Genomic DNA, 22,923 nt, shown 5'->3' on the forward strand with positions numbered 1-22,923 from the left:
CGAGATAGGAACGCGGCCGGTAATGAGCAACCGGTCTTAGCGCTTGCCGCCGGTCGGTCCGCCGAGCGCAATCGTATCCATCGAGTGCGAACCGGCATTCTTCTGCATTTCGACCAGGTAATCGGTCGACTTCATGAACGGAATTGGATTGACCGGACGGCCGTCGATGCGAACTTCGTAATGGAGGTGGCTGCCGGTCGAGCGGCCCGTCGAGCCCATACGGGCAATCAGCTGCCCGCGGGTGATGCGGTCACCGGCCGAAACGAGCACTTGGGAAAGGTGGCCGTAGCGCGTTGCAATTCCGCGGCCATGGTCGATTTCGACGAGATTACCGTATCCGCCATTGTTCCAACCGGCGCGGAGGACAGTGCCATCGGCAGTCGCGTAGATCGCCGTGCCATAAGGACCCGCCAGGTCGATGCCCGGGTGCATTGCAGCCGCGCCGCGGAACGGGTCGGAACGGACGCCGTAGCCGCTGGTGAAAGCCGCAGTCTTTACCGGCTTGTCCGACGGGACGGCGATGGCGCCGGAAGCGAGATTGTCGAGCTTCTTCCAACTCGTGAAGAGCTGCTTGAAGGTCGGGTCGGCATTGCCATCGAACGGGCCGCCCTGGCCGTCCTGGCCAGCCTTCGCCGGCGTGAAGCCAAGGCGGGCAAGAGTGGCCTGATCGATGTTCTCACTGGCGAGAGCTGCTGCCAGAGCCATCTGGCGCTGCTCGATCACCTGCACGCGGCGTTCGGTCTCAGCGGTCAGCTGAGCGATGCGGGCGGAATATTCAGTGGTGGAGTTCTGGGCGGTGGCGGCAGGAGCAGGAGTGAGGAAACGAGCGACGGCGTAGCTGGACCAGGCGACGAGAGCGAGCAGAGCGGCAATGGCCACGACCTGGGCCGACGCGGACAGACGAAAGCGCCGCAATTGCGCACCATCATGCACGAAAAAATCGCGATCCCTGAAAAGACCGGACGTTGCCGTCAGAACCGTCAACATGACCCCTCGCTCCAAGCACTACACGGGCCGCACGGAAGCGCGGTCCGAAGCTACAATTTCAGGAGCTCCCCAGCCCCAAAGCCTGCAGATATTGCCCACCACCTGCTGACGAGAGGGAGACTGACCCGGGGGGTTAATGAATTCAACCTTCAGTTCCGGTTGCCGGGACGAACTGTCGGCTCACTGCGGTGAAACGAGCAAATCGCAGCATTCACAGAAGGCAGGGCACCCGAATCAACCGTTTCATGACCTTGATCTGCGATAATTTCGCACTGCCTTGCTCGCGCCGCATTCACCGTTAGAACCGCCCACGGGCCACGCCGTCCCAACGCGGCGCGTGCTCTCTGCGAGGAGAGTTGAATTGACGGAATTTCTGACGGCCGGCGCGGACGTGCGCGCGGCAAAACCCAATACCCGCCCGCGAGGCCACATTTCTCGTCCGGACCGTGCGCAAAGCCGCCCGGTTGGGACGCTTCGAAAATCGCCACCGAATCCCTTGGCCGCTCGCACCGCGCCAAGATCGGCAAGTCGCGCCTGCAGCATTGCATCGAACTGATGCGCGAGTTGCTGGAGCTTCCGGACACGCACCGGATCGGCATCGTTCCCGGGTCCGACACCGGCGCCTTTGAGATGGCCATGTGGACCATGCTCGGCGCTCGCCCGGTCACCACGCTCGCGTGGGAAAGCTTCGGCGAGGGTTGGGTTACCGATGCCGCTAAGCAGCTTCAGCTCGATCCCACCGTCCTGCGCGCCGACTACGGCGCGATCCCCGATCTCTCCCAAGTCGATTGGTCGAGCGACGTTCTGTTCACCTGGAACGGCACGACCTCGGGCGTACGGGTGCCGGATGGCGAATGGATCGCCGACGACCGCGAGGGCCTGAGCTTCGCGGACGCGACGAGCGCTGTCTTCGCCTATCATTTGCCGTGGGAGAAGATCGATGTCGCGACCTTCTCCTGGCAGAAAGTTCTGGGCGGCGAAGGTGCTCACGGCATCCTGATCCTTGGCCCGAGAGCGGTAGAGAGGCTCGAAAGCTTCACGCCCGATCGGCCGCTGCCGAAGGTCTTCCGCCTGGTTTCAAAGGGAAAGCTGACCGAGGGCATCTTTAGGGGTGAGACGATCAACACGCCGTCCATGCTGGCTGTCGAAGACGCGATCTGGGCGCTGGAATGGGCGAAGTCGATCGGCGGAGCGAAGGCGCTCCAGCAACGCTCGGATGCCAACGCCGCCGCGCTCGATCGCATTGTCCAGGAGCGGAGCTGGGTCAGCCACCTCGCGGCCGATCCTGCCTGCCGTTCGACGACATCGGTCTGCCTTTCCGTCGAGGGGCAGACGCCGACTTCATCAAGGCCTTCGCGGGCCTGCTCGAGAAAGAGGGCGCCGCCTACGACATCGCGGGATATCGCGACGCACCTCCCGGACTTCGCATCTGGTGCGGCGCAACTGTCGACACCGCAGACATCGAGGCGCTCGGGCCGTGGCTCGACTGGGCCTACGAGGAAGTGCGCTCCTCTCGATGACCCCGTGCTCCTGCGAAGGCAGGGGCCCAGTCCCTTTTTTTCCAGGAAGCTAGGTTCCTGCCTGCGCAGGAACACAATTCTACAGGATCAGCGAATGACCCAACCCAAAGTGCTCATCAGCGACAAGATGGACCCGAAGGCCGCCGCGATCTTTCGGGAGCGCGGCCTTCAGGTCGACGAGATCACCGGAAAGACACCGGAAGAACTGAAAGCGATCATCGGCGATTATGATGGCCTCGCCATCCGCTCTTCGACCAAGGTCACCCAGGACATTCTCGATGCAGCGACCAATCTGAAGGTCGTCGGCCGGGCGGGGATCGGCGTCGACAATGTCGATATCCGGCTGCGACCGCACGCGGCGTCGTCGTGATGAACACGCCGTTCGGCAACTCGATCACCACCGCGGAGCATGCCATCGCGCTGATGTTCGCGCTTGCCCGGCAACTGCCGGAAGCGGACGCATCGACGCAGGCGGGGAAGTGGGAAAAGAACCGCTTCATGGGAGTTGAGGTCACCGGCAAGACCCTCGGTCTGATCGGCGCAGGCAATATCGGTTCGATCGTCGCGAGCCGCGCATTGGGTTTGCGCATGAAGGTGGTCGCCTATGACCCATTTCTGACCGCGGAGCGAGCGGTCGAGTTGGGTATCGAGAAGGTCGAGCTCGACGACATGCTTCGCCGCGCCGATTTCATCACCTTGCACACGCCGCTGACCGATCAGACGCGCAACATCCTGAGCCGCGAGAACCTCGCCAAGACGAAGAAGGGCGTGCGCATCGTCAATTGCGCGCGCGGCGGGTTGATCGACGAAGCGGCTCTGAAGGAGGGCCTCGATTCCGGTCACATCGCGGGTGCCGCGCTTGACGTGTTCGAGACGGAGCCCGCGAAGGATTCTCCGCTGTTCGGGACGCCCAACTTCATCTCCACGCCGCACCTTGGCGCATCGACGAACGAGGCGCAGGTCAATGTCGCCATCCAGGTGGCGGAGCAGATGAGCGATTTCCTCCTGCTCGGCGGTGTGACCAACGCGATCAACATGCCGTCGCTTTCGGCCGAGGAAGCGCCTCGCTTAAGGCCTTACATGGCGCTGGCGGAAAAGCTCGGCAGCCTCGTCGGGCAGCTCGCGCACGGCAACATTGCGGGCCTGTCGATCGAGACGGAAGGCGCGGCCGCGGATCTCAACATGAAGCCGATCACCGGCGCCGTCCTCGCGGGCTTCATGCGCGTGCATTCGGACACGGTGAACATGGTCAATGCGCCGTTCCTCGCGAAGGAGCGTGGCCTCGACGTTCGCGAAGTCCGGCACGACCGCGAGGGCGATTACCACACGCTGCTGCGAGTTACGGCAGAGACGAAAGCGGGTCCGCGAACGGTCGCCGGCACCTTGTTCGGAAACGCGCAGCCGCGCCTGGTCGAGCTGTTCGGGATCAAGGTCGAAGCCGACCTCGTCGGCGACATGCTCTACGTCGTCAACGAGGACGCGCCCGGCTTCATTGGTCGGCTCGGGACGACGCTGGGCGAAGCCGGCATCAACATTGGCACCTTCCACCTCGGCCGCGTGGAAGCCGGTGGCGAGGCGGTCCTGTTGCTATCCGTCGACGAGCCCGTGAATCCACAGGTCATCGCGAAGGTCGAAGCGCTGCCCGGCGTAAAGCTGGTCCGCGCGCTGAAGTTTTAGACGGACACATTGCAACCGCGCTCGCCTGTTGCAGTTCCCTCCGAAATGGCGAAGGCGCGCAACCGCACCTGTTCCAACGGCTGGACGATGCAGGCTTCGGCCCGTAGGAGCGCCCCTGCCTCCGCAAAAAGGGATTCGACTTGGGCAACGTAACGGTCATCGGCGCTCAGTGGGGCGACGAGGGCAAGGGCAAGATCGTGGACTGGCTCGCGAGCCGGGCAGGCATGGTCGTCCGCTTCCAGGGCGGTCACAACGCCGGGCATACGCTCGTCGTCAACGGCGAAACTTTCAAGCTTTCGCTGCTTCCGTCCGGGATCGTGACCGGCACGCCGTCGGTCATTGGCAACGGCGTTGTGCTCGACCCGTGGGCACTGAAGGCCGAGGTCGAGCGCATTCAGGGCCAGGGCGTGAAGGTCACCCCTGACATCCTGATGCTAGCCGAGACCTGCCCGCTCATCCTTCCGATTCACCGCGATCTCGATGCTCTTCGCGAAGATGCGAGCGGTGCGGGCAAGATCGGCACCACGCGCCGCGGCATCGGTCCTGCTTACGAGGACAAGGTCGGCCGCCGCGCCATCCGTGTCTGCGATCTTGCACACCTCGGCGAGCTCGATCCCTTGCTTGACCGCCTGTGCGCACATCATGACGCCCTCCGCGCCGGTTTCGGAGAACCGCCGGTCGATCGCGAGCGGCTCCGCAACGACCTCGCCGAAATTGCCGCGTTCGTGCTGCCTTTCGCCAAGCCGGTCTGGCGCGACCTCGATGCGGCGCAGCGCCGGGGCAAAAGGATACTGTTCGAAGGCGCGCAGGGCGTGCTTCTCGACGTCGATCACGGAACCTACCCGTTCGTCACCTCATCCAACACGGTAGCGGGAGCGACGGGTCCGGGAACGGGCATGGGTCCGTCAGCGGCCGGCTTCGTGCTCGGTATCGTCAAAGCCTACACGACGCGCGTCGGCTCAGGTCCCTTCCCGACCGAACTCGAAGACGAGATCGGCCAACGGCTCGGCGAGCGCGGCCATGAATTTGGCACCGTCACCGGACGCCGCCGCCGCTGCGGCTGGTTCGACGCCGTGCTGGTTCGTCAGTCGGCCGCCGTCAGTGGTGTCACCGGCGTGGCGTTGACCAAACTCGACGTCCTCGACGGCTTCGAGACGGTGAAGATCTGCACCGGCTACACCATCGACGGGCAGAGCTTCGACTACCTCCCGCCGCACGCGCAGGATCAGGCTCGAGTCGTTCCGCAATATGAGGAAATCGAGGGCTGGCCGGGGTCGACACGCGGCGCCCGCAGCTGGGCCGACCTGCCGGCGCGAGCGATCAAATATGTGCGGCGCATCGAGGAGCTGATCCGCTGCCCGGTAGCTTTGGTGAGCACGTCACCCGAGCGCGACGACACGATCCTGGTTCGCGATCCGTTCAACGGTTGAGAGCGATCTTCACGGACGCCGATTTGCTACTCTCGATCGGCGCGCCCTAAAGAAGCGATATAGGCCCGCGACGAAGGCGATGAGCAAGAGGCCCGCCACAGCGAGAACGCCGTACAAGTGCCAGTAAACGAACCGCGCGACTCCGTAGACCTGATCAATCCGACGAAGCCGGGACTGATCTGCAACCACTGATGCCTGCAACATCGGTCCCAGCTGCATGACCCAAGCGCCTTGCCGGTCAAACTTCGGCCAGCGCGGGAGGTTCGCTCCATTAGGGTCTCCAGTTTTCGCGAAGTTCGTCCAGTAAAGCTGAACCGCCTCGGAGAGCGCACGATCATTCGAGTTCCAGTCGGCTACGTTAGGGTCGAGGTCGCCGAATACGTAGGGCAGCTCTGCGCCGTGGGTTGGGCCAAGTCCGAAGAGGGGATGGCCTGGGCGATAAGCGGGCGGCTGGGTGAAGGAATAGAAGTAGACAGGACGCCGTCCGGTTTTGGAAGCATTGCGTGCCCAAGCCCACATATCCCAAATGAACCTAAGGTCAGAGTCGATCGCCACCGCGGCAAGGCGCGCATCCGAGTCCGTTTTGCCTGGCGACGCGCCGATCGCTCGCAGCAGAATTGATGGATAGGTGCGTTCGAGCACCGCGTCGAAATTGGTTGTCGTAACCTTCCGAGAATCGAAGAAGAACGAGCCCTCGCTGGCATTGGTGCCGATAAGGAGATCGGAATCATTCTGACTACCCGACGCATACGCATCACGCGGAGATTTCGGAAGCACGTAGCCGTCGACGTTGAACTGAGGACTGAACGGCAATTTCAACAGCGCAGCGAAAGGCAGCCGGCGCAGATCCGCCAGCGATTTCGCTCCCGCCTTCCTGGCAAAGGTCAGACCCACTTCCGCGGAGCCGTCCGGCGTGAATCGTGGATCGAGCTCCACAGGCTCGAACACCGCTCCGCTCTGTCCAATCGCCCGACGGAAGAGACCTTTCGCCAACGGGGTCGACGCTAGCATGCTGACGGAGAAGCTTCCTGAAGATTGACCGAAAATCGTGACCCGATCCGGATCGCCGCCGAAAGCGGCGATGTTTCGTTGAACCCACTGCAACGCCCTGATTTGGTCCAGCAATCCGTAATTGCCCGACACGCCGTGCGCCGATTCCTTGTTGAGCTCTGGGTGCGCGAGAAAGCCCAGGGCGCCGAGGCGGTAATTAAGCGTGACCACGATGACGCCGTGGCTGGCAAGCTGCTCGCCTGCATATTGAGGCACAGAACCCGATCCGCCGGTCAGTCCACCGCCGTGGATCCACACCATGACTGGCAGTTTCGTGTTGGATCTTGGGACTGGCGCCCAGACATTAAGGGCGAGACAATCCTCGCTGCTTTGCTCCTTAGGCGCATCGGGAGGATAGGTTTCAAGCTGAGGGCAGGCCGGGAAAAAAGAGGTCGCCTGCCGGATTCCTGCCCACGGCGAGGGTGCGTGCGGGGGTTGCCATCGAAGCGGACCGACCGGCGGGCAGCATACGGAATGCCCTTGAAGATCCGGATTGCGCCGGATTGGAGACCCTCTATTTTCCCGCTGTCGATCATGACCGGAGCGGCCTCGGCAAGGCCCGGTACCAAGCTCAGAAGCAGCGAGAGAAGGGCGAAAACCGATCCCTTTGTCATGGCCGAAGTTTAGCGAATAACGAGCGCTGCGGGGGCTATCGGTTCCATGCGTGACGGGAATGCATCGATCCGACAGACTAGCCGGCCTTCACACCGTCGCGATATCCGGCGCGTCTTCAGCTTTCATCCCGACGACGTTGTAGCCGGCATCCACATGGTGGATTTCTCCGGTGACTCCGGACGCAAAGTCGCTGAGCAGGTACAGTCCGGCGCCGCCGACGTCTTCGATCGTCACGTTGCGGCGCAACGGGGAATTATATTCGTTCCACTTCATGATGTAGCGGAAGTCGCCGATGCCGCTCGCGGCAAGCGTCTTGATCGGACCGGCCGAAATCGCGTTCACGCGAATGCCTTCCGGGCCGAGGTCGGCCGCCAGATACTTCACCGAGGTCTCGAGAGCGGCCTTGGCAACGCCCATGACGTTGTAGTGTGGAATGACCTTCTCGGCGCCGTAGTAGCTCAAAGTCAGCATCGATCCGCCGGGTTTCATCATGGCCCGGGCGCGCTGGGCGACGGCGATGAAACTGTAGACCGAGATGTTCATGGTCAGCAGGAAATTGTCGATCGTGGTGTCGACGAACTTTCCGCGAAGCTCGTTCTTGTCCGAGAAACCGATAGCGTGGACGACGAAATCGAGCCCGCCCCACTTCGAGTTGAGATCCGCGAACGCCTTATCCAGCGCGTGCATGTCCGAGACATCGCAGTCGATCAGGAGGTCTGACCCTAGTTCTTCGGCCAGGGGCCGGACCCGCTTCTCGAGGGCGTCGCCCTGGTAGGAGAAGGCCAATTCGGCGCCCTGCTCGCCCAAGGCTCGGGCGATGCCCCATGCCAGCGAGCGATCGTTCGCGAGGCCCATGATCAGGCCTTTCTTGCCCTGCATCAATCCACTCACAGCTGGGCTCCCCTCGTTTCGGCGCGGTTTCAGGTTTCGGCACTATTTCCACGTCCTCCCCAGGTTGCGGCTCCTCGACTTCGAGCTCGTCCTGGAACGGACCGGAATAGATTTCGCCCCTTAGCGCCGTCGGCGAAGCTTCCGCCAGCGCCGCGTTGAGCTCCGCGCCCATAACTACGCCAAGCCCGACCATGAAGAAGAAAATCAAGACGACCATCACCCCGGCCAGGCTTCCGTAGGTCAGGTCATAACCACCCAGCAGGCCAATCACCTGCGGCAGCAACTCGGCCGTCATCAGCCACCAGACCGTGACCAGCAGAGCCCCTGGCCACTTGCGGCAACCGCGTCGGCGGTACCTCGAAGGCGTCAGCGCCACGAAGACGAGGTAATTGGTTACGAACAGCATGAGCGCCGGGATCACGCGGTAGAATGTCAACGTATCGGCGACGTTCTGGAAAAGCGGAATCCAATGTTCGATGCCATGTTGGATCGAGCTCAACGTGATGCTGACCGCGAACGCCACCATCAGGAGAAAGACCGAGCCGATGATGATGGCCATCGACCCAAGCCGATATTCCCAGAACGGGGCGCAATATTTCACGCCGTAGGCCCGGCGAAGGATGTCGCGGATCGTTTCGATGAAGCTCCCCACCGTCCACAATCCGACGATGGCCCGATCCAAAGCAGTGGCCCCGTACGCGCGGATAGGACTTCGATGATCGGCTCCCGAAGGACATCGGAAACGTTCGGCGGCAGCTGCGCAAGCACCGTCGCCACAGTCTTCCGGCTGCTCTCCGATTGGCCGAACAGATTGGCGAGCGCGGCGGCGACGATGAAGAAGGGGAACAGCGCCAGCAATGCAAGATAGGCCAGATTGCCGGCGTGAATGAACCCGTCGTTGTAAACGCCAACCGCGACCCGCTTGATCACTTCCCAAGCCACGATGCGCGGTTTTACGCGCTCCGCGGCATCGCGGCCGTAAGCGGCGCTCAGGCTGGCAAGCTGCTTGCGGCGTTCCTCGGGGATAGCGGTGAGTGGTCCTGCATGCGTGGGTCTAGAGACTAAGGCCGTTAAACCCCAAGGGAAGCCCGCGGGTTGCCCCGCCCTCCACGTCTCCGCAAACTTCCGCAACTGCGCGTCGTCGGCGGGCAGGTCCACTTCAAGCGCGACCAATTGATCCCTCTCTTCCCGCCCTTCCCGGTAAAACCACGGCCCTTCAGGCGAAGCACGCGTCCGGACGAGCTCCCCTTCGGAACCGTCAGCATGACGGGTCCTTCCGGCGTCGGCACCTTGACCTTGGCTCCAAGCACAGCCTCCTTCAGGGTTACCGGGAGCTCAAGACGGATGTTGTCGCCTTCACGCTTGTAAAACGGGTGGGGCTCGATGGCGATTGTGACCAGGCCGTCTCCAGCGCCTCCGGGCCCTTGCTCGCCCTTGCCGGCGAGGCGGATCTTTGTCCCCTCTTCGACGCCGGCCGGAAGCTTGAGATCGATCGTCTTGCCGTCAGCCAAAGTGATCCGCTGGGGCTTGAGTGTCGCCGCATCAACGAACGAAATCTTCAGCCGATAGGCGATGTCCGCACCTTTCTGCGGCGCTCGACGTTGCCGGAAGCCGCCGAACCCACCGCCGCCTTTTCCGGACCCACCGCCGAACAAGCCTTCGAACAGGTCGCTGAGGTCGGCCGTCTCCCCACCGAAGCCGCTACCCTGGAAACCGTCGAACCCGCCGCCACCTGAGCCGGGACGGCCGCCGCCATAGCCTCCGCCGAACCCGCCGGACCCGAACGGCATCTTGGGGTTGCCGTCCTCGTCGATTTCCCCGCGATCATATTGCGCGCGCTTGTCCTTGTCGGAGAGCAAGTCGTAGGCGGCCGTGACCTCGCCGAACCGCTTAGCGGCGTTCGGATTGTCCTTGTTGCGGTCGGGATGGAGTTGCTTGGCGAGGCTGCGGTAGGCCTTCTTGATCTCCGCTTCGCTTGCGCCGCGCTGCACGCCTAGCCGTTGATAAAGGTCCATAGTGCTCCAATGCCGTAACACACTCGGTGTTTCTAGATGGGGCCTGCCAGATGGGTTGCGGCGACGGCGCCTCCAAGCCTAAGCGGCTAGCCGTGTCAGAGACCGATCCCATCCAGCTTTTCGGACAATGGCTCGCAGAGGCGCGCCAGTCAGAGCCGAACGATCCCGAGGCCATGGCACTGGCGACTGCCACCCCTGACGGGCGTCCGTCCGTTCGCATGGTCCTGTTGAAGGGCCACGGTCCCGACGGTTTCACATTTTACACGAATCTCGACAGCCGGAAGGGAGCGGAGCTTGCAGCCAATTCCCAGGCTGCACTGCTATTCCATTGGAAGTCGCTCCGGCGGCAGGTTCGCATCGAGGGAGGCGTTGGACCCGTGCCGGACAGCGACGCCGATGCCTATTTCGAGAGCCGAGCCCGAGATTCTCAGCTTGGTGCCTGGGCGTCCTGGCAGTCGCGGAGCCTGGATCGCCGCGAAACCTTTGAGCGTCGATTTGAAGAGATGAGCAAGCGTTTCGAGGGCGAGGTCGTGCCGCGTCCACCTCGGTGGAGCGGGTTTCGATTGAACCCACCGCGTTCGAATTCTGGACGGACCGTCCACACAGGCTGCATGAGCGACGTATCTTCTCGGCAGAAGGCGGGGGCTGGCGCGAAGGCCTGCTCTACCCGTGAGCGGAGTTCACGCCCACCAGGCGCATGGTGAGGAACGGGCGTCGCTGACGACGCGCGCCGCTTTCGCCAGTATCGTCATGGCGATCTCTCTCATTGGTCTGAAGATTTGGGCCTCCATCGAAACCTCCTCGATGGCGATGCTCGGATCGCTGGCGGACAGCAGCCTCGATCTGCTTGCCAGCCTCGTCGTTCTGATGGGTGTCCGCATCGCCGCGGCGCCGGCCGACTCCGACCATCGCTTCGGCCACGGCAAGGCGGAGGCGCTCGCTGCCTTGGTCCAAGTCATCTTGATCACCTTGTCGGCGTTGTTCATCGGCTACCAGTCGGTCATCCGCTTGATCAACGGTGCGCAGACCAGCGCGGCCGAGCTTGGAATCGGAGTTTCGCTCGTCGCGATTGCTGCGACGCTGGCGCTGATCACGTATCAGCGGCACGTGGTGAAGCGGACGGGTTCCGTCGCGATCTCGACCGATCGCTTGCACTACGCCTCCGATCTCATGCTCAACGGATCGGTCATCGTTGCGCTTGTGCTGGACCAGTATGCCAACCTGACCGGGGCCGACGCGGTCTTCGGCGTGCTGATCGCCCTCTGGCTCCTGTGGGGCGCCTGGACCTCCTCCAGCCATGCGCTAGACCAGTTGATGGATCGCGAATGGCCCGAAGAGCTGCGCGCCAAATTCCTCGCTGCCTGCGGCGACTATCCGGAGCTGGCCGGCTTGCACGACCTGCGCACACGCACCAGCGGCACCCACAACTTCGCGCAGTTTCACGTCTGGGTCCCGGCGGACTGGACGATTGCGCACGCACATGACCGGATGGATCGGATCGAGGAAGAGCTCCAGAGCCGCTTCCCGGCCACGGAAATCCTGATCCATCTCGATCCCGAAGGTCACACCGATCGCGAGACCATGCTTCCGTCGGAAATCACGGAGACGGCGTCCTGAACGAGTCACGGGATGCCCTGCCGCGCCGTATCGGCTTCGGTGGAGCGATCCTGCTTGCATTCAACGGTGCGATCGGCGCTTCGATTTTCGCGCTGCCGCAAACGCTCGCGAGCGATTTCGGCACATCTTCGCCGTGGCTGTTCCCGCTGGTCGGGCTCGCCTCGTTGCTCATCGCGATACCGTTCACGCGGTCGGTCGCCGCATTCCCCAGAGCGGGGGACCCGCGACCTATGGCCGCGTTTTCGGACGGCTCGCCGGGTTCGAACTCGGATGGATTTACTACATCGCGCGGGCAACCGCCTTTGCCGCCAACCTTAACGTTCTGGTGTCCTATTTGGCACGCTGGCTGATCGGGGCCGACGCTGGACTGGCGAGACTTGCGCTGATCCTCGGCCTGGTCGCGGCTTTCACCGCGATCAACGTGTCGGGCGTAAAGTCGGCGATGCGGGTTCTTGGAGGCCTGACCCTGCTCAAGACTCTTCCGCTGATGCTCATCGCCTTCGCTGTGCTCGCCTTGGCGGGAGTTCCAGCACCCGGCCCTCTACCGCCGATCGGCGATGTGGAAGCCGGCGTCCTGATCGTTTTTTACGCCTTCGTCGGTTTTGAAAACGCCACGGTCACCGCCGGCGAGACGAGGGATCCCGGCCGTACCCTGCCGCAAGCGCTCTTGGCGACGATTGGTACGGTCGCCTTGCTCTATTTCATCGTCCAGCTCGCTTTCGTTGCCGTGTTTCCTGGGGGTCTCGAAGAAGGTGCGGACGCGCCGCTCCTGGCGCTCGGTGATTGGCTCATGGGTCCGCCCGGCGCTCTGGTAATCGGGCTCACGGCCATTTTCTCCACTGCCGGAAACCTGCACAGCAACATGGCCGCAACTCCCCGAGTGACATTCGCCATGGCGGAGCGGGGTGAACTTCCCGGGTGGCTCGCAAAGGTCAATCGCCGGTTCGAGACTCCCGTCGCGAGCATTGCCTTCTTCGCGATTCTCGTCGCGGCCCTGGCAGTGAGCGGGAGCTTCGTCTGGCTGGCGGTTATCAGCACGCTCGCGCGGATGATCATCTATTCGGTGACGATCCTCGCCCTGCCCCGCGCACCAGAGCGTCCGGCACGTTTGCGGGCTTCGCACTGGCTCCTGTCCGGCATCGGCGTTCTGATCTGCATTGCAGTCGCCGCGCAGGCCGACGCCAAGGCGAGGCTGACGCTCTTCGTACTAGCGGTTGCCGGTCTCGCGCTGTTCGGGCTGACCACTGCCACTCGCCTGGTTACCCGAGACTAAGCTTGGCCCCAGGGCATCCAGAATCGGCAGCTGGCTCGGCAGCATCATCCGGCGCGCCTCGTCCAGCGTCATCCACCGGGCCTCTTCCGCTTCGGGATAGCTCTGCATCCGCCCGCTCCTGGGCGGCCATTCCATTTCGAATTCGAGGCTGCGGATCGAGCCCGGATCGAATTCACCCTCGGCAGCGAACACCTCGACCTTCTTCCCGCCGGCCTGGGTGACGCAGCAAAGCGGAAAGGGTACGCGCCCGAGCGCCGTCCCGGTTTCTTCCTCGAATTCGCGGATCGCCGCGTCGGCGGAGGACTCCCCGGGCTCAAGAGCGCCTTTGGGAATCATCCATGCGCCTTCGTCCTTGTGCCGCCAGAACGGGCCGCCGGGCTTGATCAGCAGGACCCGGGTAATGCCTTCATGCTCGCGGTAGAGCAGGATTCCCGCACTAAGCGGCGGCGGCATCCAGGGCTCCCTCGGCCACCGAGGTCGTCTCGGCGATCCAGCCTCCACCAAGCAGCCGCGTGCCGTCATAAAAGACCGCCGCTTGCCCGGGCGCAACGCCATATTCGGCACCAGCGAACTGCACCCGGTCGCCCAGGATTGTCGCCGGCACGGGCGGAGCAAGCGAGCGGACCTTCACACCGACGTCCGTCTGATCCTCGGCGATCCAGTTCATCTCCTCGATCCGCATTGAATCGACCGCGAGGGCCCGGCGCGGTCCGACGACGAGGCGCTGCTGCTCCGGCTCGATCCGTACGACGTAAAGCGGCTCCTTCTGCCCGCCGACCTCGATCCCGCGGCGCTGGCCCACCGTGAAGTGCACGACGCCTCGGTGGCTCCCCAGGACCTTCCCCTGCAGATCGACGATCTCACCCGCAGCGATCGTTTCCGGCCGAAGCCGCTGCACCAATCCCGCATAATCCCGTCGGGAACGAAGCAGATGTCCTGGCTGTCCGGCTTGTTGGCGACGACCAAGCCCTCTTCCTCGGCAAGCCTGCGAACCTCGCGCTTGGGAGGTCGCCGAGCGGGAACCGGAGGAAGTCGAGCTGCTCGCGCGTGGTCCCGTAGAGGAAATAGCTCTGGTCGCGGGCCGGGTCGGCGCCCTTGTGAAGCTCCACGCGGTCGCCGTTGACGACCCGCCGGACATAATGCCCCGTTGCCAGGCAGTCGGCGCCAAGCTCCTTCGCGAACGCGACGAGGTCCATGAACTTCACGCCCTGATTGCAGAGCGAGCAAGGGACCGGCGTTCGGCCGCGGGCATATTCGTCGGCGAAATGCTCGATCACGCTGTCGCGAAAGCGGCTTTCGTAATCGAGGACGTAGTGAGCAATTCCGAGCCGGTCGGCGACCATGCTGGCGTCGTAAATATCCTGGCCGGCGCAGCAGGACCCGCTGCGCTTCACCGCTTCGCCATGGTCGTAAAGCTGCAGCGTCACGCCGATGACCTCGGCACCCGTTCGTGCGGCGAGCGCGGCGACGACCGAGCTGTCGACGCCGCCGGACATGGCGACGACGATGCGTGCTTCGCGAACTTCGCGATCAAGGCCGAAATCAATCTGCATTGGAGCTATCTCGGCGCTCTTTACCTGAATTTCACCCCTCTCAGCTAGGCCGGTCGTGGAGTGGGTTGTTCAAGAGGGTAATTTGTCTCGGCCGGAGTCGAAATTCACCGCCGCGGGACTTGCTGGACTGGATGCCGCGGAGCTCGTTGCAGCTTTCGGCGCGCAGTCGGGCAGGACTTGCGACGATCGGACTTTGGCCATCGCCCGGCTCCTGGCGGCAAGCCCCGGGTGGGCGGAGGCACGGGATCGCGTTGGCGGTGCCTTTGCTGAAGCGGCGTCCGAGGAAGAGTCAAAGGACGTTAAGGGTCGTGAGGGGGAAATTAACCAGCGCGTTTCAGAATATCTTCAAGGGGCGCGGCTTAAGACCAATGCCATCGACAATGACTAAGCGGGTTTAACCAAGAGATGCTCGAGAACCAGAAGATTCGGCCAGCGCAGGTCATCGGACCGCTCGGAGAGCCTTTGACGCTCGACAGCCTTCCGCCTGCCAGCACCACCCGTTGGGTCGTCCGCCGCAAGGCGGAGGTCGTCGCGGCTGTTGCGGGTGGCCTGCTTTCGGTCGACGAGGCTTGCCAGCGCTACACGCTGAGCCTCGAGGAGTTCACGAGCTGGCAGCGCGCGGTCGACCGCAGTGGAATGCCCGGCCTGCGCGTGACTCGCATCAAGCATTATCGCGACCAGTACGAGCGCCAGCAGCGCTACTGACGCGGCTGTGGCTGATCGTTACGCGCAGTAATCTTTCGGCCTGTTCCGCGGGCAGTTAACCAAAAAACTGGACAGTTCCTTCCGAATCCGGAACAACCGCCCTGCATCAGCGTCTAGATGCCGGAAGGCCGCTGAGTAGTTACTGGCGGCCCACGAACAGGAGGGAACGCTACATGGGTATTATCATTTGGCTGGTCGTCGGTGGTATTTGTGGCTGGCTCGCCAGCCTCATCATGCGCACTGACGCTCAACAGGGCATCATCCTCAATGTTGTGGTGGGCATTGTGGGCGCTGTCATCGCCGGATTCCTCTTCGGTCAGAACATGAACCAGGGGATTACGGTCGAAAGCTTCCTTTACGCGCTGCTAGGCGCAGTGATCCTCTTGGCGATCGTCAACCTGATCCGTCGCGGAACGGTTCGCTAAGGTTCGAACATTCGGGAGAAACAAAGGCCGCTCGGGGCTCCCGGGCGGCCTTCTTCTTGATCAGCGCAGGTCAAATACCATTGAGACGGTGACCTGCAGCTTCTGCTCGCCGGGCAAAACCTTTGAGTCGGCGCTGGCGCGCGCTTCCATGAACATCGGGGGCGGTGCTGGCGGCGGCGGGTACGCGCCTCCTCCACCCTCGCTGACGGAAACAACCCGCACCACCTGCATTCCGAGCGATCGTGCATAGAGCGCGGCCTTCGCCTTGCCGTTCGCGATGGCATTCTGACGCGCCTCGTCCAGCGCCGCTTCCGGCTTGTCGATGGTCAGGTTCGGCCCGTTGATCTGGTTCGCGCCCTCGGCAACCAGCGCGTCGAGAATCTTCCCGCTGTTGCGGATGTCGCGGAAGCGGACCGTCACCTGATTCGTCGCCGAATAGCCCACGAGCTGGGGCGGCTGGTTATCCTGATAGCGATAGTCGGGATTGAGGCTGATGGCGCTCGTCTGGATGTCGCGTTCCGCAACTCCGGCTCGCTTCAATGCCGAAAGTACCCGATCCATGCGGGTACTGTTCTCCTGGATGGCCGAGCTCGCGGTGGCCTGCTTGGTCACAACTCCGGCCGAAATCACCGCGATATCGGGAACGCGGGTGGCTTCACCCGTCGCCGAAATGTCGAGGCGTGTTCCCGTGATCGGAGGCATTGGGGCCTCCGCCTGCGCGTTCGCCGCCATCGGCAGCGCGGCCGCGGTTAGCGCGAGGGCCGCCATTATGCTCTTCATTCAAACCTCCAAACTCGGAATCAGGAGGCGCAAGCGTCACATCAGCCGAATGGCTGTTCCCTGAACGCCGGAGTTACGTTTGCACCCGGGGAAAGGGCTCAGCCCCGCCTGGAAAGGACCAGTCGGTAAATCAGCAGGATCACGAAGGCGCCGACGATCGCGGCGATAAAGCCCGCACCCTGTCCGTCGGTGTACCAGCCGACGGAGCGACCGAGGAAGCCCGCCAGGAGGGCGCCGGCGATTCCGAGCAGGATTGTGATGATGCATCCGCCGGGGTCGCGCCCGGGCATCAGCAGCTTCGCGATCGCGCCAGCGAGACCGCCAATTACGATCCAGCCCAGGATACCGTAATGCTCCATATTCGCTTCCCTTTCGTTTCGCCCGTGCAACGCAAGGGCACTGCAGTTTTGCGCCAACGCGTCTTCGCGACTCAAGTGCCGCCGTTAGTCGAAAAACTGTAGCGGGGCACGATTTGACAAGTTCAGTTGCGGCAACTGACTTATTCGCGTAATACAGTGCCGCCGATCCGCTGTAGTGAATCGCGAACAGGGCGAAAGAAGTGAGAATGAACCGGGAAACATCATCGTTCGAGAGTTCCGACACGCTGGTGGTCGTCGATCGCGCGCGCCGCCGCCGCATGATGTTCATCGCGGCGGGTGTCGCGGCAATCGTCATCATCGTCGCATTCATGCTGATGCGCGGGGCAAGGATGAGCAGGCCGCCGCCGGCGGAGCGTCGGGCAGCGGCCAGGTGCCGACGGTCACCGTGGTGGTGCCCGGCAGGAGCGACGTACCCAGAACCGTGACGGCCAGCGGCGCGCTCGCGGCCCATCGCGATCAGCCGATCGGCATCGCCGGTTCGGGCGGTCGCGTCACCAGCGTTCGCGTCGATGCCGGCAGATGGGTCGGTGCGGGCGCCGTGCTGGCGACGGTCGATCGCTCGGTCCAGTCCCAGCAGGCCGCGCAGCTTGCGGCCCAAGTGGCGTCGGCGAAGGCAAACGCGCAGCTCGCCCAGAACAATTACGAGCGCGCGGTTGCCCTCCAGGGCCGCGGGTTCGTCTCCAAGGCAGAGATCGATTCGAAGCGCGCGGCGCGCGACGCCGCCAATGCCCAGGTCCGGGTCAGCCAGGCACAGCTGGACGCCACCCGCGCCGAGATCGGACGGCTGGACGTTCGGGCTCCTGTCAGCGGGCTGGTTCTCGCCCGTAATGTCGAGGTCGGCCAGATCGTCAGCCCAGGCACCGGGCCTTGTTCCGGTTGGCCGAGGGCGGGCGCATGGAAATGCGTGCGCAGCTTTCACAGCAGGACCTCGTGCTCGTTCATGCGGGGATGCCGGCAAGCGTTACGCCGATCGGCACCGACCGCGCCTTCTCGGGCCAGGTCTGGCAGGTTGCGCCGATCATCGACCCTCAGTCGCGCCAGGGTGAAGTTAGGATCCTGTTGCCTTACGATCCTTCCATCCGGCCCGGCGGCTTCGCGGAAGCAAGGATCAATGCCGGCGAGACATCGGCTCCGCTGCTGCCGCAAAGTGCCGTGCTGAGCGACGACAAGGGCAACTACGTCTACATCGTCAACGCCAAGAATGAGGTCGAACGGCGCGGTATCAAGATCGGAACGATCAGCGATGCCGGCGTGACGATCGCCGAAGGTCTCACTGGTCAGGAGGCGGTCGTCCTGTCGGCTGGCCCTTCCTCAACCCGGACAGAAAGTCTCGCCGAAGCGTCAAAGCGCAAGGTGAGGATCGAGTAAGGCTCAGTCGCGATGAATTTCCGTAACATCTCAGCCTGGTGCATTCGCAACCCGGTCCCGCCGATTGTCTTCTTCGCCGGCCTGCTGCTGGCCGGCATCGTCTCCTTCATGGGATGCAGGTTAACAACAACCCGGACATCGATTTCCCGGCGGCGCAGGTGAACATCTCCCAGCCGGGCGCGGCACCTTCGGAAATGGAAACGCAAATTACGCAGCGAGTGGAATCGGCCATTCGCGGCGTGAACGGCGTCGATGAGATCAACAGCTCGATCCGCGAGGGGAACAGCAACACCTTCGTCCAGTTCGAGATCGGAACGCCGACCGACCGCGCGGTCAACGATATCCGCGACGCACTCGCGCAGATTCGCGGCGACCTGCCGGAAGGCATCCTCGAGCCGCAGATCAGCCGCGTCGACATCGCCGGCGATCCGATCGTCTTCGTTGCCGCCGAGACGTCGGACATGAGCCTTGAAGAGCTCAGCTGGTACGTCGACAACACCGTGGCCAAGCGCCTCCTCGGCGTCGAAGGCATCGCGGCGGTCTCCCGCGAGGGCGGCGTCGATCGCCAGATCCGGATCATCCTCGACCCTGCCGCGCTCCAGGCGCAGGGCATTACGGCCGCGCAGGTCAACCAACAGCTTCGCCAGACCAATCTCAATGCCGCGGGCGGGCGGGCCGAGATTGCCGGATCGGAGCAGTCGGTCCGCGTGCTCGGTAATGCCCGCGATGCCTATGAACTCTCGCAGACGCAGATCTCGGTCCCAGGAGGACGGACTGTTCGGCTCGCCGATCTTGGCGAAGTGCGGGACGCCTATTCCGAACAGCGCACTATCGCGAAGATGAATGGCCGCCAGGTCATCAGCTTCAACGTCCAGCGCTCCAAGGGCTCATCCGAGGTCACCGTCTACGACAAGACCTGGGAAGAGTTGAAAAAGATCGAGAAGGACGATCCGCGCATCCACTTCTCGGAAATCTCGAACAACGTCGATTACACCATCGCTCAATATCATTCGGCGATGGAAGGTTTGTGGGAAGGCGCGGTCCTCGCCGTCCTGGTGGTCTTCCTGTTCCTTCGCGATATTCGCGCTACGCTGATCTCGGCTCTCGCTATTCCGTTGTCCGCAATCCCGGCGTTCTGGTTCATGAGCCTGATGGGGATCACGCTGAACGGCCTGTCGCTGCTGGCCCTCAGCCTCGTCGCCGGCGTGCTGGTCGACGACGCGATCGTCGAGATCGAGAACATCGTCCGACACATGCGGATGGGCAAATCGGGGTATCAGGCTTCGATCGATGCGGCCGACGAGATCGGTCTCGCCGTTCTCGCGACGACAATGTCGATCGTCGCGGTCTTCCTGCCGGTCGCGCTCATGCCGGGCATTTCGGGGCAGTTCTTCAAGGCATTCGGCTTCACCGTCGTCATCGCGGTCCTGATGAGTTTGCTCGTCGCCCGAATGATCACGCCAATGATTGCCGCCTACTTCCTGCGTGCCAAGGGCATTCAGCCGCACGCGTCCGGCCCGATGATGAACAAGTATCTGGACATCCTGAAGTGGAGTCTCAGCACGGAGCGGGCGCGCGCCTACCGCGAGCGGAAGCCCGGGGCGATCCGGGCCGTGCTGTCCATGTTCCGCGATCATCGCGTCTGGATGGTCGGCGTCGGCCTTGGACTGTTCGTCCTTCAAGGTGTCCTGTTCGCCACGCTTTCGATCACCTTTCAGCCGGCGATGAATTTCGATTTTTCGAACGTGCGCATCGGCATGGCGCCGGGATCGACGCTCGAGCAGACCGAGGCCGTCGTCGACCGGACCGCGGCGATCGTAATGAAGGATCCGGACGTCGAGAAAGTGTTCGAGCGCGTCTATGTCGGCTCGGGCTACGTCAATATCGTCCTCAAGAAGGACCGCAAGAAGACCAGCACGGAATTCGAACGCAGCCTGGGGCCGGAAATTTCGGCAATTCCGGACGCGCAGGTCAACTTCCTCAGCCAGAATGGTGGCGGACCTGGCGGCGCTGCCCGCGATATCATGCTATATCTTGGCAGCGACAATCCCGTCCTGCTCTATGAAACGGCGAACAAGATTTCCGACGAAATGGCGAAGTTGCCAGGGCTGCGCGCACCCCGCGTCGCAGGCGACCTCGTCCGTCCCGAAATCACGATCAAGCCCCGTTTCGATCTCGCCGCCGATCTCGGCGTGACCACCACCGCTCTTAGCCAGACGATCCGCATCGCGACCTTGGGCGATATCGAGCAGAACAGCGCCAAGTTCTCGCTCGCCGATCGCCAGGTGCCGATCATGGTGTCCCTATCGGAGAGGAGCCGTCGTGATCTGGCAACGCTCGAGAACCTCCCGGTCCCGACTTCAAGCGGCGGTTCAGTACCCTGAAGTCGGTCACGGAGATCGGGTTCGGCGCTGGCCCCACCACGGTCCAGCGCACCAACCAGATTCGCCGTATCGCGATCGGTGCGGACTTGGCGCCCGGTCTCGTGTCCGGCGACGTCTGGCCGAAGATCAACGAGCTGCCGACGGTGAAGAACCTTCCGCGCGGCGTGAACAAGCTCGATCTGGGCGACCAGAAATGGCAGGCCGAGTTGTTCTATTACTTCCTGATCGCGCTCGGATCGGGCGTCTTGCTCGTCTTCGCGGTGCTGGTGCTGCTCTACCGACGCTTCCTCGCTCCGTTCGTGAACATGGGGTCGCTTCTGATCGCTCCGCTCGGAGCTGCCATCGCACTCCACATCACGGGCAATCCGCTATCGATGCCGGTGTTCATCGGAATCCTGATGCTGTTCGGCATCGTTGCCAAGAACTCGATCCTGCTGGTCGATTTCGCGGTCGAGATGATGAACCACGGAATGCCCAAGGATGAGGCGATTTATGAAGCCGGGCACAAGCGCGCCCAGCCGATCGTGATGACGACCGTCGCAATGGTCGCGGGCATGGTTCCCATCGCGCTATCCCTGACGGGCGATTCGAGCTGGCGCGCACCGATGGGCGTCACCGTGATCGGCGGCCTGATTTTCTCGACGATCCTGACCCTGCTGCTGGTCCCTGCCTTCTTCTCGATCGCCATCGACATCGAGCAGTGGATTGGGCGGAGATTCCACAAGATGGTCGGCCAGGGCGCACACCGCGCGCCCTCGTCAGGGCAAGCGCCGCAACCCGCGGAGTGAACCGGCGGCCAAGCTCGTCTATTGATGGGCCGATGGATGCGAGAACTCAGTCCCGGAATGCCCTAGCGCGGTTCAACCCGGCGCAGCCCGGTGCTGCCGGAATGAAGCTGGCCGCGACCGGACTTCTCGTCCTGATGGCCGCGTTGTTTTTCGTGACGCGCGCATACGAGCAGCAGTATCCGTGGCTGTCGTACGTGAAGGCGTTTTCTGAAGCGGCAATGGTCGGTGGCCTTGCAGACTGGTTCGCAGTCACCGCGCTCTTTCGCCACCCGCTCGGCCTGCCCATCCCGCACACGGCGATCATTCCGAGGAACAAGGATCGCATCGGCGAAGCGCTCGCGAACTTTATCCGTGAGAACTTCCTCATCCCGTCAGTGGTCGCCCGGCGCATGCGCAACATCGACGTGGCCGGAGCCGTCGGCCGTTTCCTGCAAACCCCTGCGGGAGAGGGCACCCGCATCCGTGCCGGCGCGTCCCGCCTGATCGCCGACGTCTTCGAAGGTCTCGACGACGAGCGGCTGGGCGGCATCGTCAAGGGTGCAATCTCGACCCGCATCCGCAAGATGGAGGTATCGCCGCTCCTCGGCCATGCGCTGGCGTCAGCGATCAACGAGGATCGCCATGTTCCGATGCTCGAGGCCGCGATCCGCTGGACCGCGCGAGCCCTCGAAGCGAACGAGCCCCTGATCCGGGAGATGGTGCAAAAGAAGGCCAATTGGGCCCTCAAGTTGGCCGGGCTGGATGCCAAGCTCGCCGACGCGATCCTCGACGGACTGCGCAAGCTCACGGTCGAAATGTCAACCGATCCCGCCCACCCCGTTCGCGTGAAGGTCGAGGAAGCGCTCGCCCAACTTGCCAACGACCTCCAGACGCGTCCGGAAACACGGAAGCGGGTGGAGGCGATCAAGGAGCAGCTTCTCGATAATCGATCGGTCAGCCTGTGGCTCGACACCTTGTGGCAGAAGTCGCGCGAGGCGGTGATCAAGGCGGCGCGCAATCCCGATGCCGCTTTTGCCGGCAAGCTCGGAGAGGTGCTGAAGTCGATGGGAACGACGCTGGAAAGCGACGCCCGCATCCGCGCCGCCATCAACCAGTTTGCCCGCCGCGCTGTCGTCGGCATGTCCGCGAGCTACGGCGGATCCATGGTCAAACTGGTGTCGGAGACCGTGCGAGGCTGGGATGCGGGGACGGTGACGGCGCGCCTGGAAAGCGCGGTGGGCCGCGACCTCCAATACATCCGCATCAACGGTACCCTTGTCGGCGGACTCGTCGGTGTCGCCATTCACGTTCTGGATACGCTTTGACGATCGTCATCCGCGAAGCCCGAGAGTCGGACGCACCGCGGCTCGTCGAACTCATCATTGCCCTGGGACATCCCATCGAAGAGGCGGATGTCCGTCGTAATCTCGAGATCCTTGGGAAGAATGAGATCCTGCCCTGGTCGCCACGGATGCCGAGCGAGTGA

General features: G+C 63.2%; 17 protein-coding genes and 8 pseudogenes. 15 read left to right on the plus strand and 10 right to left on the minus strand.

Annotated features, from left to right (window positions below):
• Positions 1-36: 36 nt before the first annotated feature.
• The gene (locus H9L15_RS15380) at positions 37-987 is read right to left on the minus strand and encodes a M23 family metallopeptidase (protein ID WP_187714699.1); all 951 of its coding nucleotides are present in this window, start codon (positions 985-987) and stop codon (positions 37-39) included.
• 361 nt (positions 988-1,348) lie between these two features.
• Here H9L15_RS15380 and H9L15_RS15385 point away from each other — a divergent pair.
• From H9L15_RS15385 to H9L15_RS15395, 3 genes and pseudogenes are all read left to right on the plus strand, one after another.
• Positions 1,349-2,507: pseudogene (locus H9L15_RS15385) on the plus strand (phosphoserine transaminase).
• 94 nt (positions 2,508-2,601) lie between these two features.
• Positions 2,602-4,184, plus strand: a pseudogene (gene serA / locus H9L15_RS15390) (phosphoglycerate dehydrogenase).
• Positions 4,185-4,324: 140 nt separating this feature from the next.
• Positions 4,325-5,614 carry an adenylosuccinate synthase gene (locus tag H9L15_RS15395; RefSeq protein WP_187714700.1) on the plus strand — a complete coding sequence of 430 codons (1,290 nt, stop codon included), beginning with the start codon at positions 4,325-4,327 and terminating at the stop codon, positions 5,612-5,614.
• 9 nt (positions 5,615-5,623) lie between these two features.
• On the opposite strand, the gene H9L15_RS15400 is transcribed toward H9L15_RS15395, so the two are convergent.
• The 5 genes and pseudogenes from H9L15_RS15400 to H9L15_RS15415 all read right to left on the minus strand — a co-directional run bounded on the left by H9L15_RS15400 (position 5,624) and on the right by H9L15_RS15415 (position 10,185).
• Positions 5,624-7,354 carry a carboxylesterase/lipase family protein gene (locus H9L15_RS15400; protein ID WP_187715941.1) on the minus strand — a complete coding sequence of 577 codons (1,731 nt, stop codon included), beginning with the start codon at positions 7,352-7,354 and terminating at the stop codon, positions 5,624-5,626.
• Between the two features lie 12 nt (positions 7,355-7,366).
• A complete protein-coding gene (gene fabI, locus H9L15_RS15405) occupies positions 7,367-8,170 on the minus strand; it encodes an enoyl-ACP reductase FabI (protein ID WP_317617546.1) in 804 nt (267 codons plus the stop codon).
• A gap of 196 nt (positions 8,171-8,366) precedes the next feature.
• Positions 8,367-8,822: pseudogene (locus tag H9L15_RS19185) on the minus strand (YihY/virulence factor BrkB family protein); the annotation flags it as partial.
• Entirely contained in the window at positions 8,768-9,112 is a 345-nt protein-coding gene (locus H9L15_RS19190; protein WP_262984838.1) for a YhjD/YihY/BrkB family envelope integrity protein, read from the minus strand. The gene H9L15_RS19190 and the pseudogene H9L15_RS19185, both read right to left, overlap by 55 nt.
• A 128-nt stretch (positions 9,113-9,240) precedes the next feature.
• A pseudogene (locus H9L15_RS15415) lies at positions 9,241-10,185 on the minus strand (DnaJ C-terminal domain-containing protein).
• 50 nt (positions 10,186-10,235) lie between these two features.
• Here H9L15_RS15415 and pdxH point away from each other — a divergent pair.
• The 3 genes and pseudogenes from pdxH (at position 10,236) to H9L15_RS15430 (ending at position 13,075) form a co-directional block, all read left to right on the plus strand.
• A pseudogene (gene pdxH / locus H9L15_RS15420) lies at positions 10,236-10,858 on the plus strand (pyridoxamine 5'-phosphate oxidase).
• 77 nt (positions 10,859-10,935) lie between these two features.
• Positions 10,936-11,802 (plus strand): cation diffusion facilitator family transporter, encoded by an 867-nt coding sequence (locus H9L15_RS15425; protein WP_187715942.1) that lies wholly within the window; start codon positions 10,936-10,938, stop codon positions 11,800-11,802.
• A gap of 133 nt (positions 11,803-11,935) precedes the next feature.
• Complete coding sequence (locus tag H9L15_RS15430; RefSeq protein ID WP_187714702.1) at positions 11,936-13,075, plus strand: APC family permease; 1,140 nt, start codon at positions 11,936-11,938, stop codon at positions 13,073-13,075.
• On the opposite strand, the gene H9L15_RS15435 is transcribed toward H9L15_RS15430, so the two are convergent.
• The gene (locus H9L15_RS15435) at positions 13,010-13,528 is read right to left on the minus strand and encodes an NUDIX domain-containing protein (protein ID WP_187714703.1); all 519 of its coding nucleotides are present in this window, start codon (positions 13,526-13,528) and stop codon (positions 13,010-13,012) included. The genes H9L15_RS15430 and H9L15_RS15435 overlap by 66 nt on opposite strands.
• Positions 13,512-14,628: pseudogene (gene mnmA, locus H9L15_RS15440) on the minus strand (tRNA 2-thiouridine(34) synthase MnmA). Before mnmA ends, H9L15_RS15435 begins: the two are co-directional and overlap by 17 nt.
• A gap of 82 nt (positions 14,629-14,710) precedes the next feature.
• Here mnmA and H9L15_RS15445 point away from each other — a divergent pair.
• From H9L15_RS15445 to H9L15_RS15455, 3 genes are all read left to right on the plus strand, one after another.
• Positions 14,711-15,016, plus strand: coding sequence for a hypothetical protein (locus H9L15_RS15445; RefSeq protein WP_187714704.1), 306 nt, complete (start codon positions 14,711-14,713; stop codon positions 15,014-15,016).
• A 17-nt stretch (positions 15,017-15,033) separates the two neighbouring features.
• The gene (gene sciP / locus H9L15_RS15450) at positions 15,034-15,333 is read left to right on the plus strand and encodes a CtrA inhibitor SciP (RefSeq protein WP_187714705.1); all 300 of its coding nucleotides are present in this window, start codon (positions 15,034-15,036) and stop codon (positions 15,331-15,333) included.
• A gap of 173 nt (positions 15,334-15,506) precedes the next feature.
• Positions 15,507-15,758 (plus strand): GlsB/YeaQ/YmgE family stress response membrane protein, encoded by a 252-nt coding sequence (locus H9L15_RS15455; RefSeq protein ID WP_187714706.1) that lies wholly within the window; start codon positions 15,507-15,509, stop codon positions 15,756-15,758.
• Positions 15,759-15,818: 60 nt separating this feature from the next.
• Here the strand turns inward: H9L15_RS15455 and H9L15_RS15460 are convergent, their stop codons facing one another.
• Positions 15,819-16,538, minus strand: a complete 720-nt coding sequence (locus tag H9L15_RS15460; RefSeq protein WP_187714707.1) for an SIMPL domain-containing protein — start codon at positions 16,536-16,538, stop codon at positions 15,819-15,821.
• A 98-nt stretch (positions 16,539-16,636) separates the two neighbouring features.
• Positions 16,637-16,897, minus strand: a complete 261-nt coding sequence (locus tag H9L15_RS15465; RefSeq protein WP_187714708.1) for a GlsB/YeaQ/YmgE family stress response membrane protein — start codon at positions 16,895-16,897, stop codon at positions 16,637-16,639.
• A gap of 206 nt (positions 16,898-17,103) precedes the next feature.
• On the opposite strand from H9L15_RS15465, the gene H9L15_RS18170 reads away from it, so the two are divergent.
• The 6 genes and pseudogenes from H9L15_RS18170 (at position 17,104) to H9L15_RS15485 (ending at position 22,923) form a co-directional block, all read left to right on the plus strand.
• The gene (locus tag H9L15_RS18170) at positions 17,104-17,343 is read left to right on the plus strand and encodes a hypothetical protein (RefSeq protein WP_223276334.1); all 240 of its coding nucleotides are present in this window, start codon (positions 17,104-17,106) and stop codon (positions 17,341-17,343) included.
• A pseudogene (locus H9L15_RS19195) lies at positions 17,340-17,720 on the plus strand (efflux RND transporter periplasmic adaptor subunit); the annotation flags it as partial. The gene H9L15_RS18170 and the pseudogene H9L15_RS19195, both read left to right, overlap by 4 nt.
• 92 nt (positions 17,721-17,812) lie before the next feature.
• Complete coding sequence (locus H9L15_RS19200; protein ID WP_262984839.1) at positions 17,813-18,286, plus strand: efflux RND transporter periplasmic adaptor subunit; 474 nt, start codon at positions 17,813-17,815, stop codon at positions 18,284-18,286.
• A 12-nt stretch (positions 18,287-18,298) separates the two neighbouring features.
• Positions 18,299-21,458 (plus strand): annotated as a pseudogene (locus H9L15_RS15475) (efflux RND transporter permease subunit).
• 101 nt (positions 21,459-21,559) lie between these two features.
• Positions 21,560-22,762 carry a DUF445 domain-containing protein gene (locus tag H9L15_RS15480; RefSeq protein ID WP_187715943.1) on the plus strand — a complete coding sequence of 401 codons (1,203 nt, stop codon included), beginning with the start codon at positions 21,560-21,562 and terminating at the stop codon, positions 22,760-22,762.
• Complete coding sequence (locus H9L15_RS15485; protein WP_187714709.1) at positions 22,759-22,923, plus strand: hypothetical protein; 165 nt, start codon at positions 22,759-22,761, stop codon at positions 22,921-22,923. The genes H9L15_RS15480 and H9L15_RS15485 overlap by 4 nt, the downstream gene beginning before the upstream one ends.

Source organism: Sphingomonas daechungensis, assembly GCF_014489495.1.
GTDB classification, from domain to species: domain Bacteria; phylum Pseudomonadota; class Alphaproteobacteria; order Sphingomonadales; family Sphingomonadaceae; genus Sphingomicrobium; species Sphingomicrobium daechungense.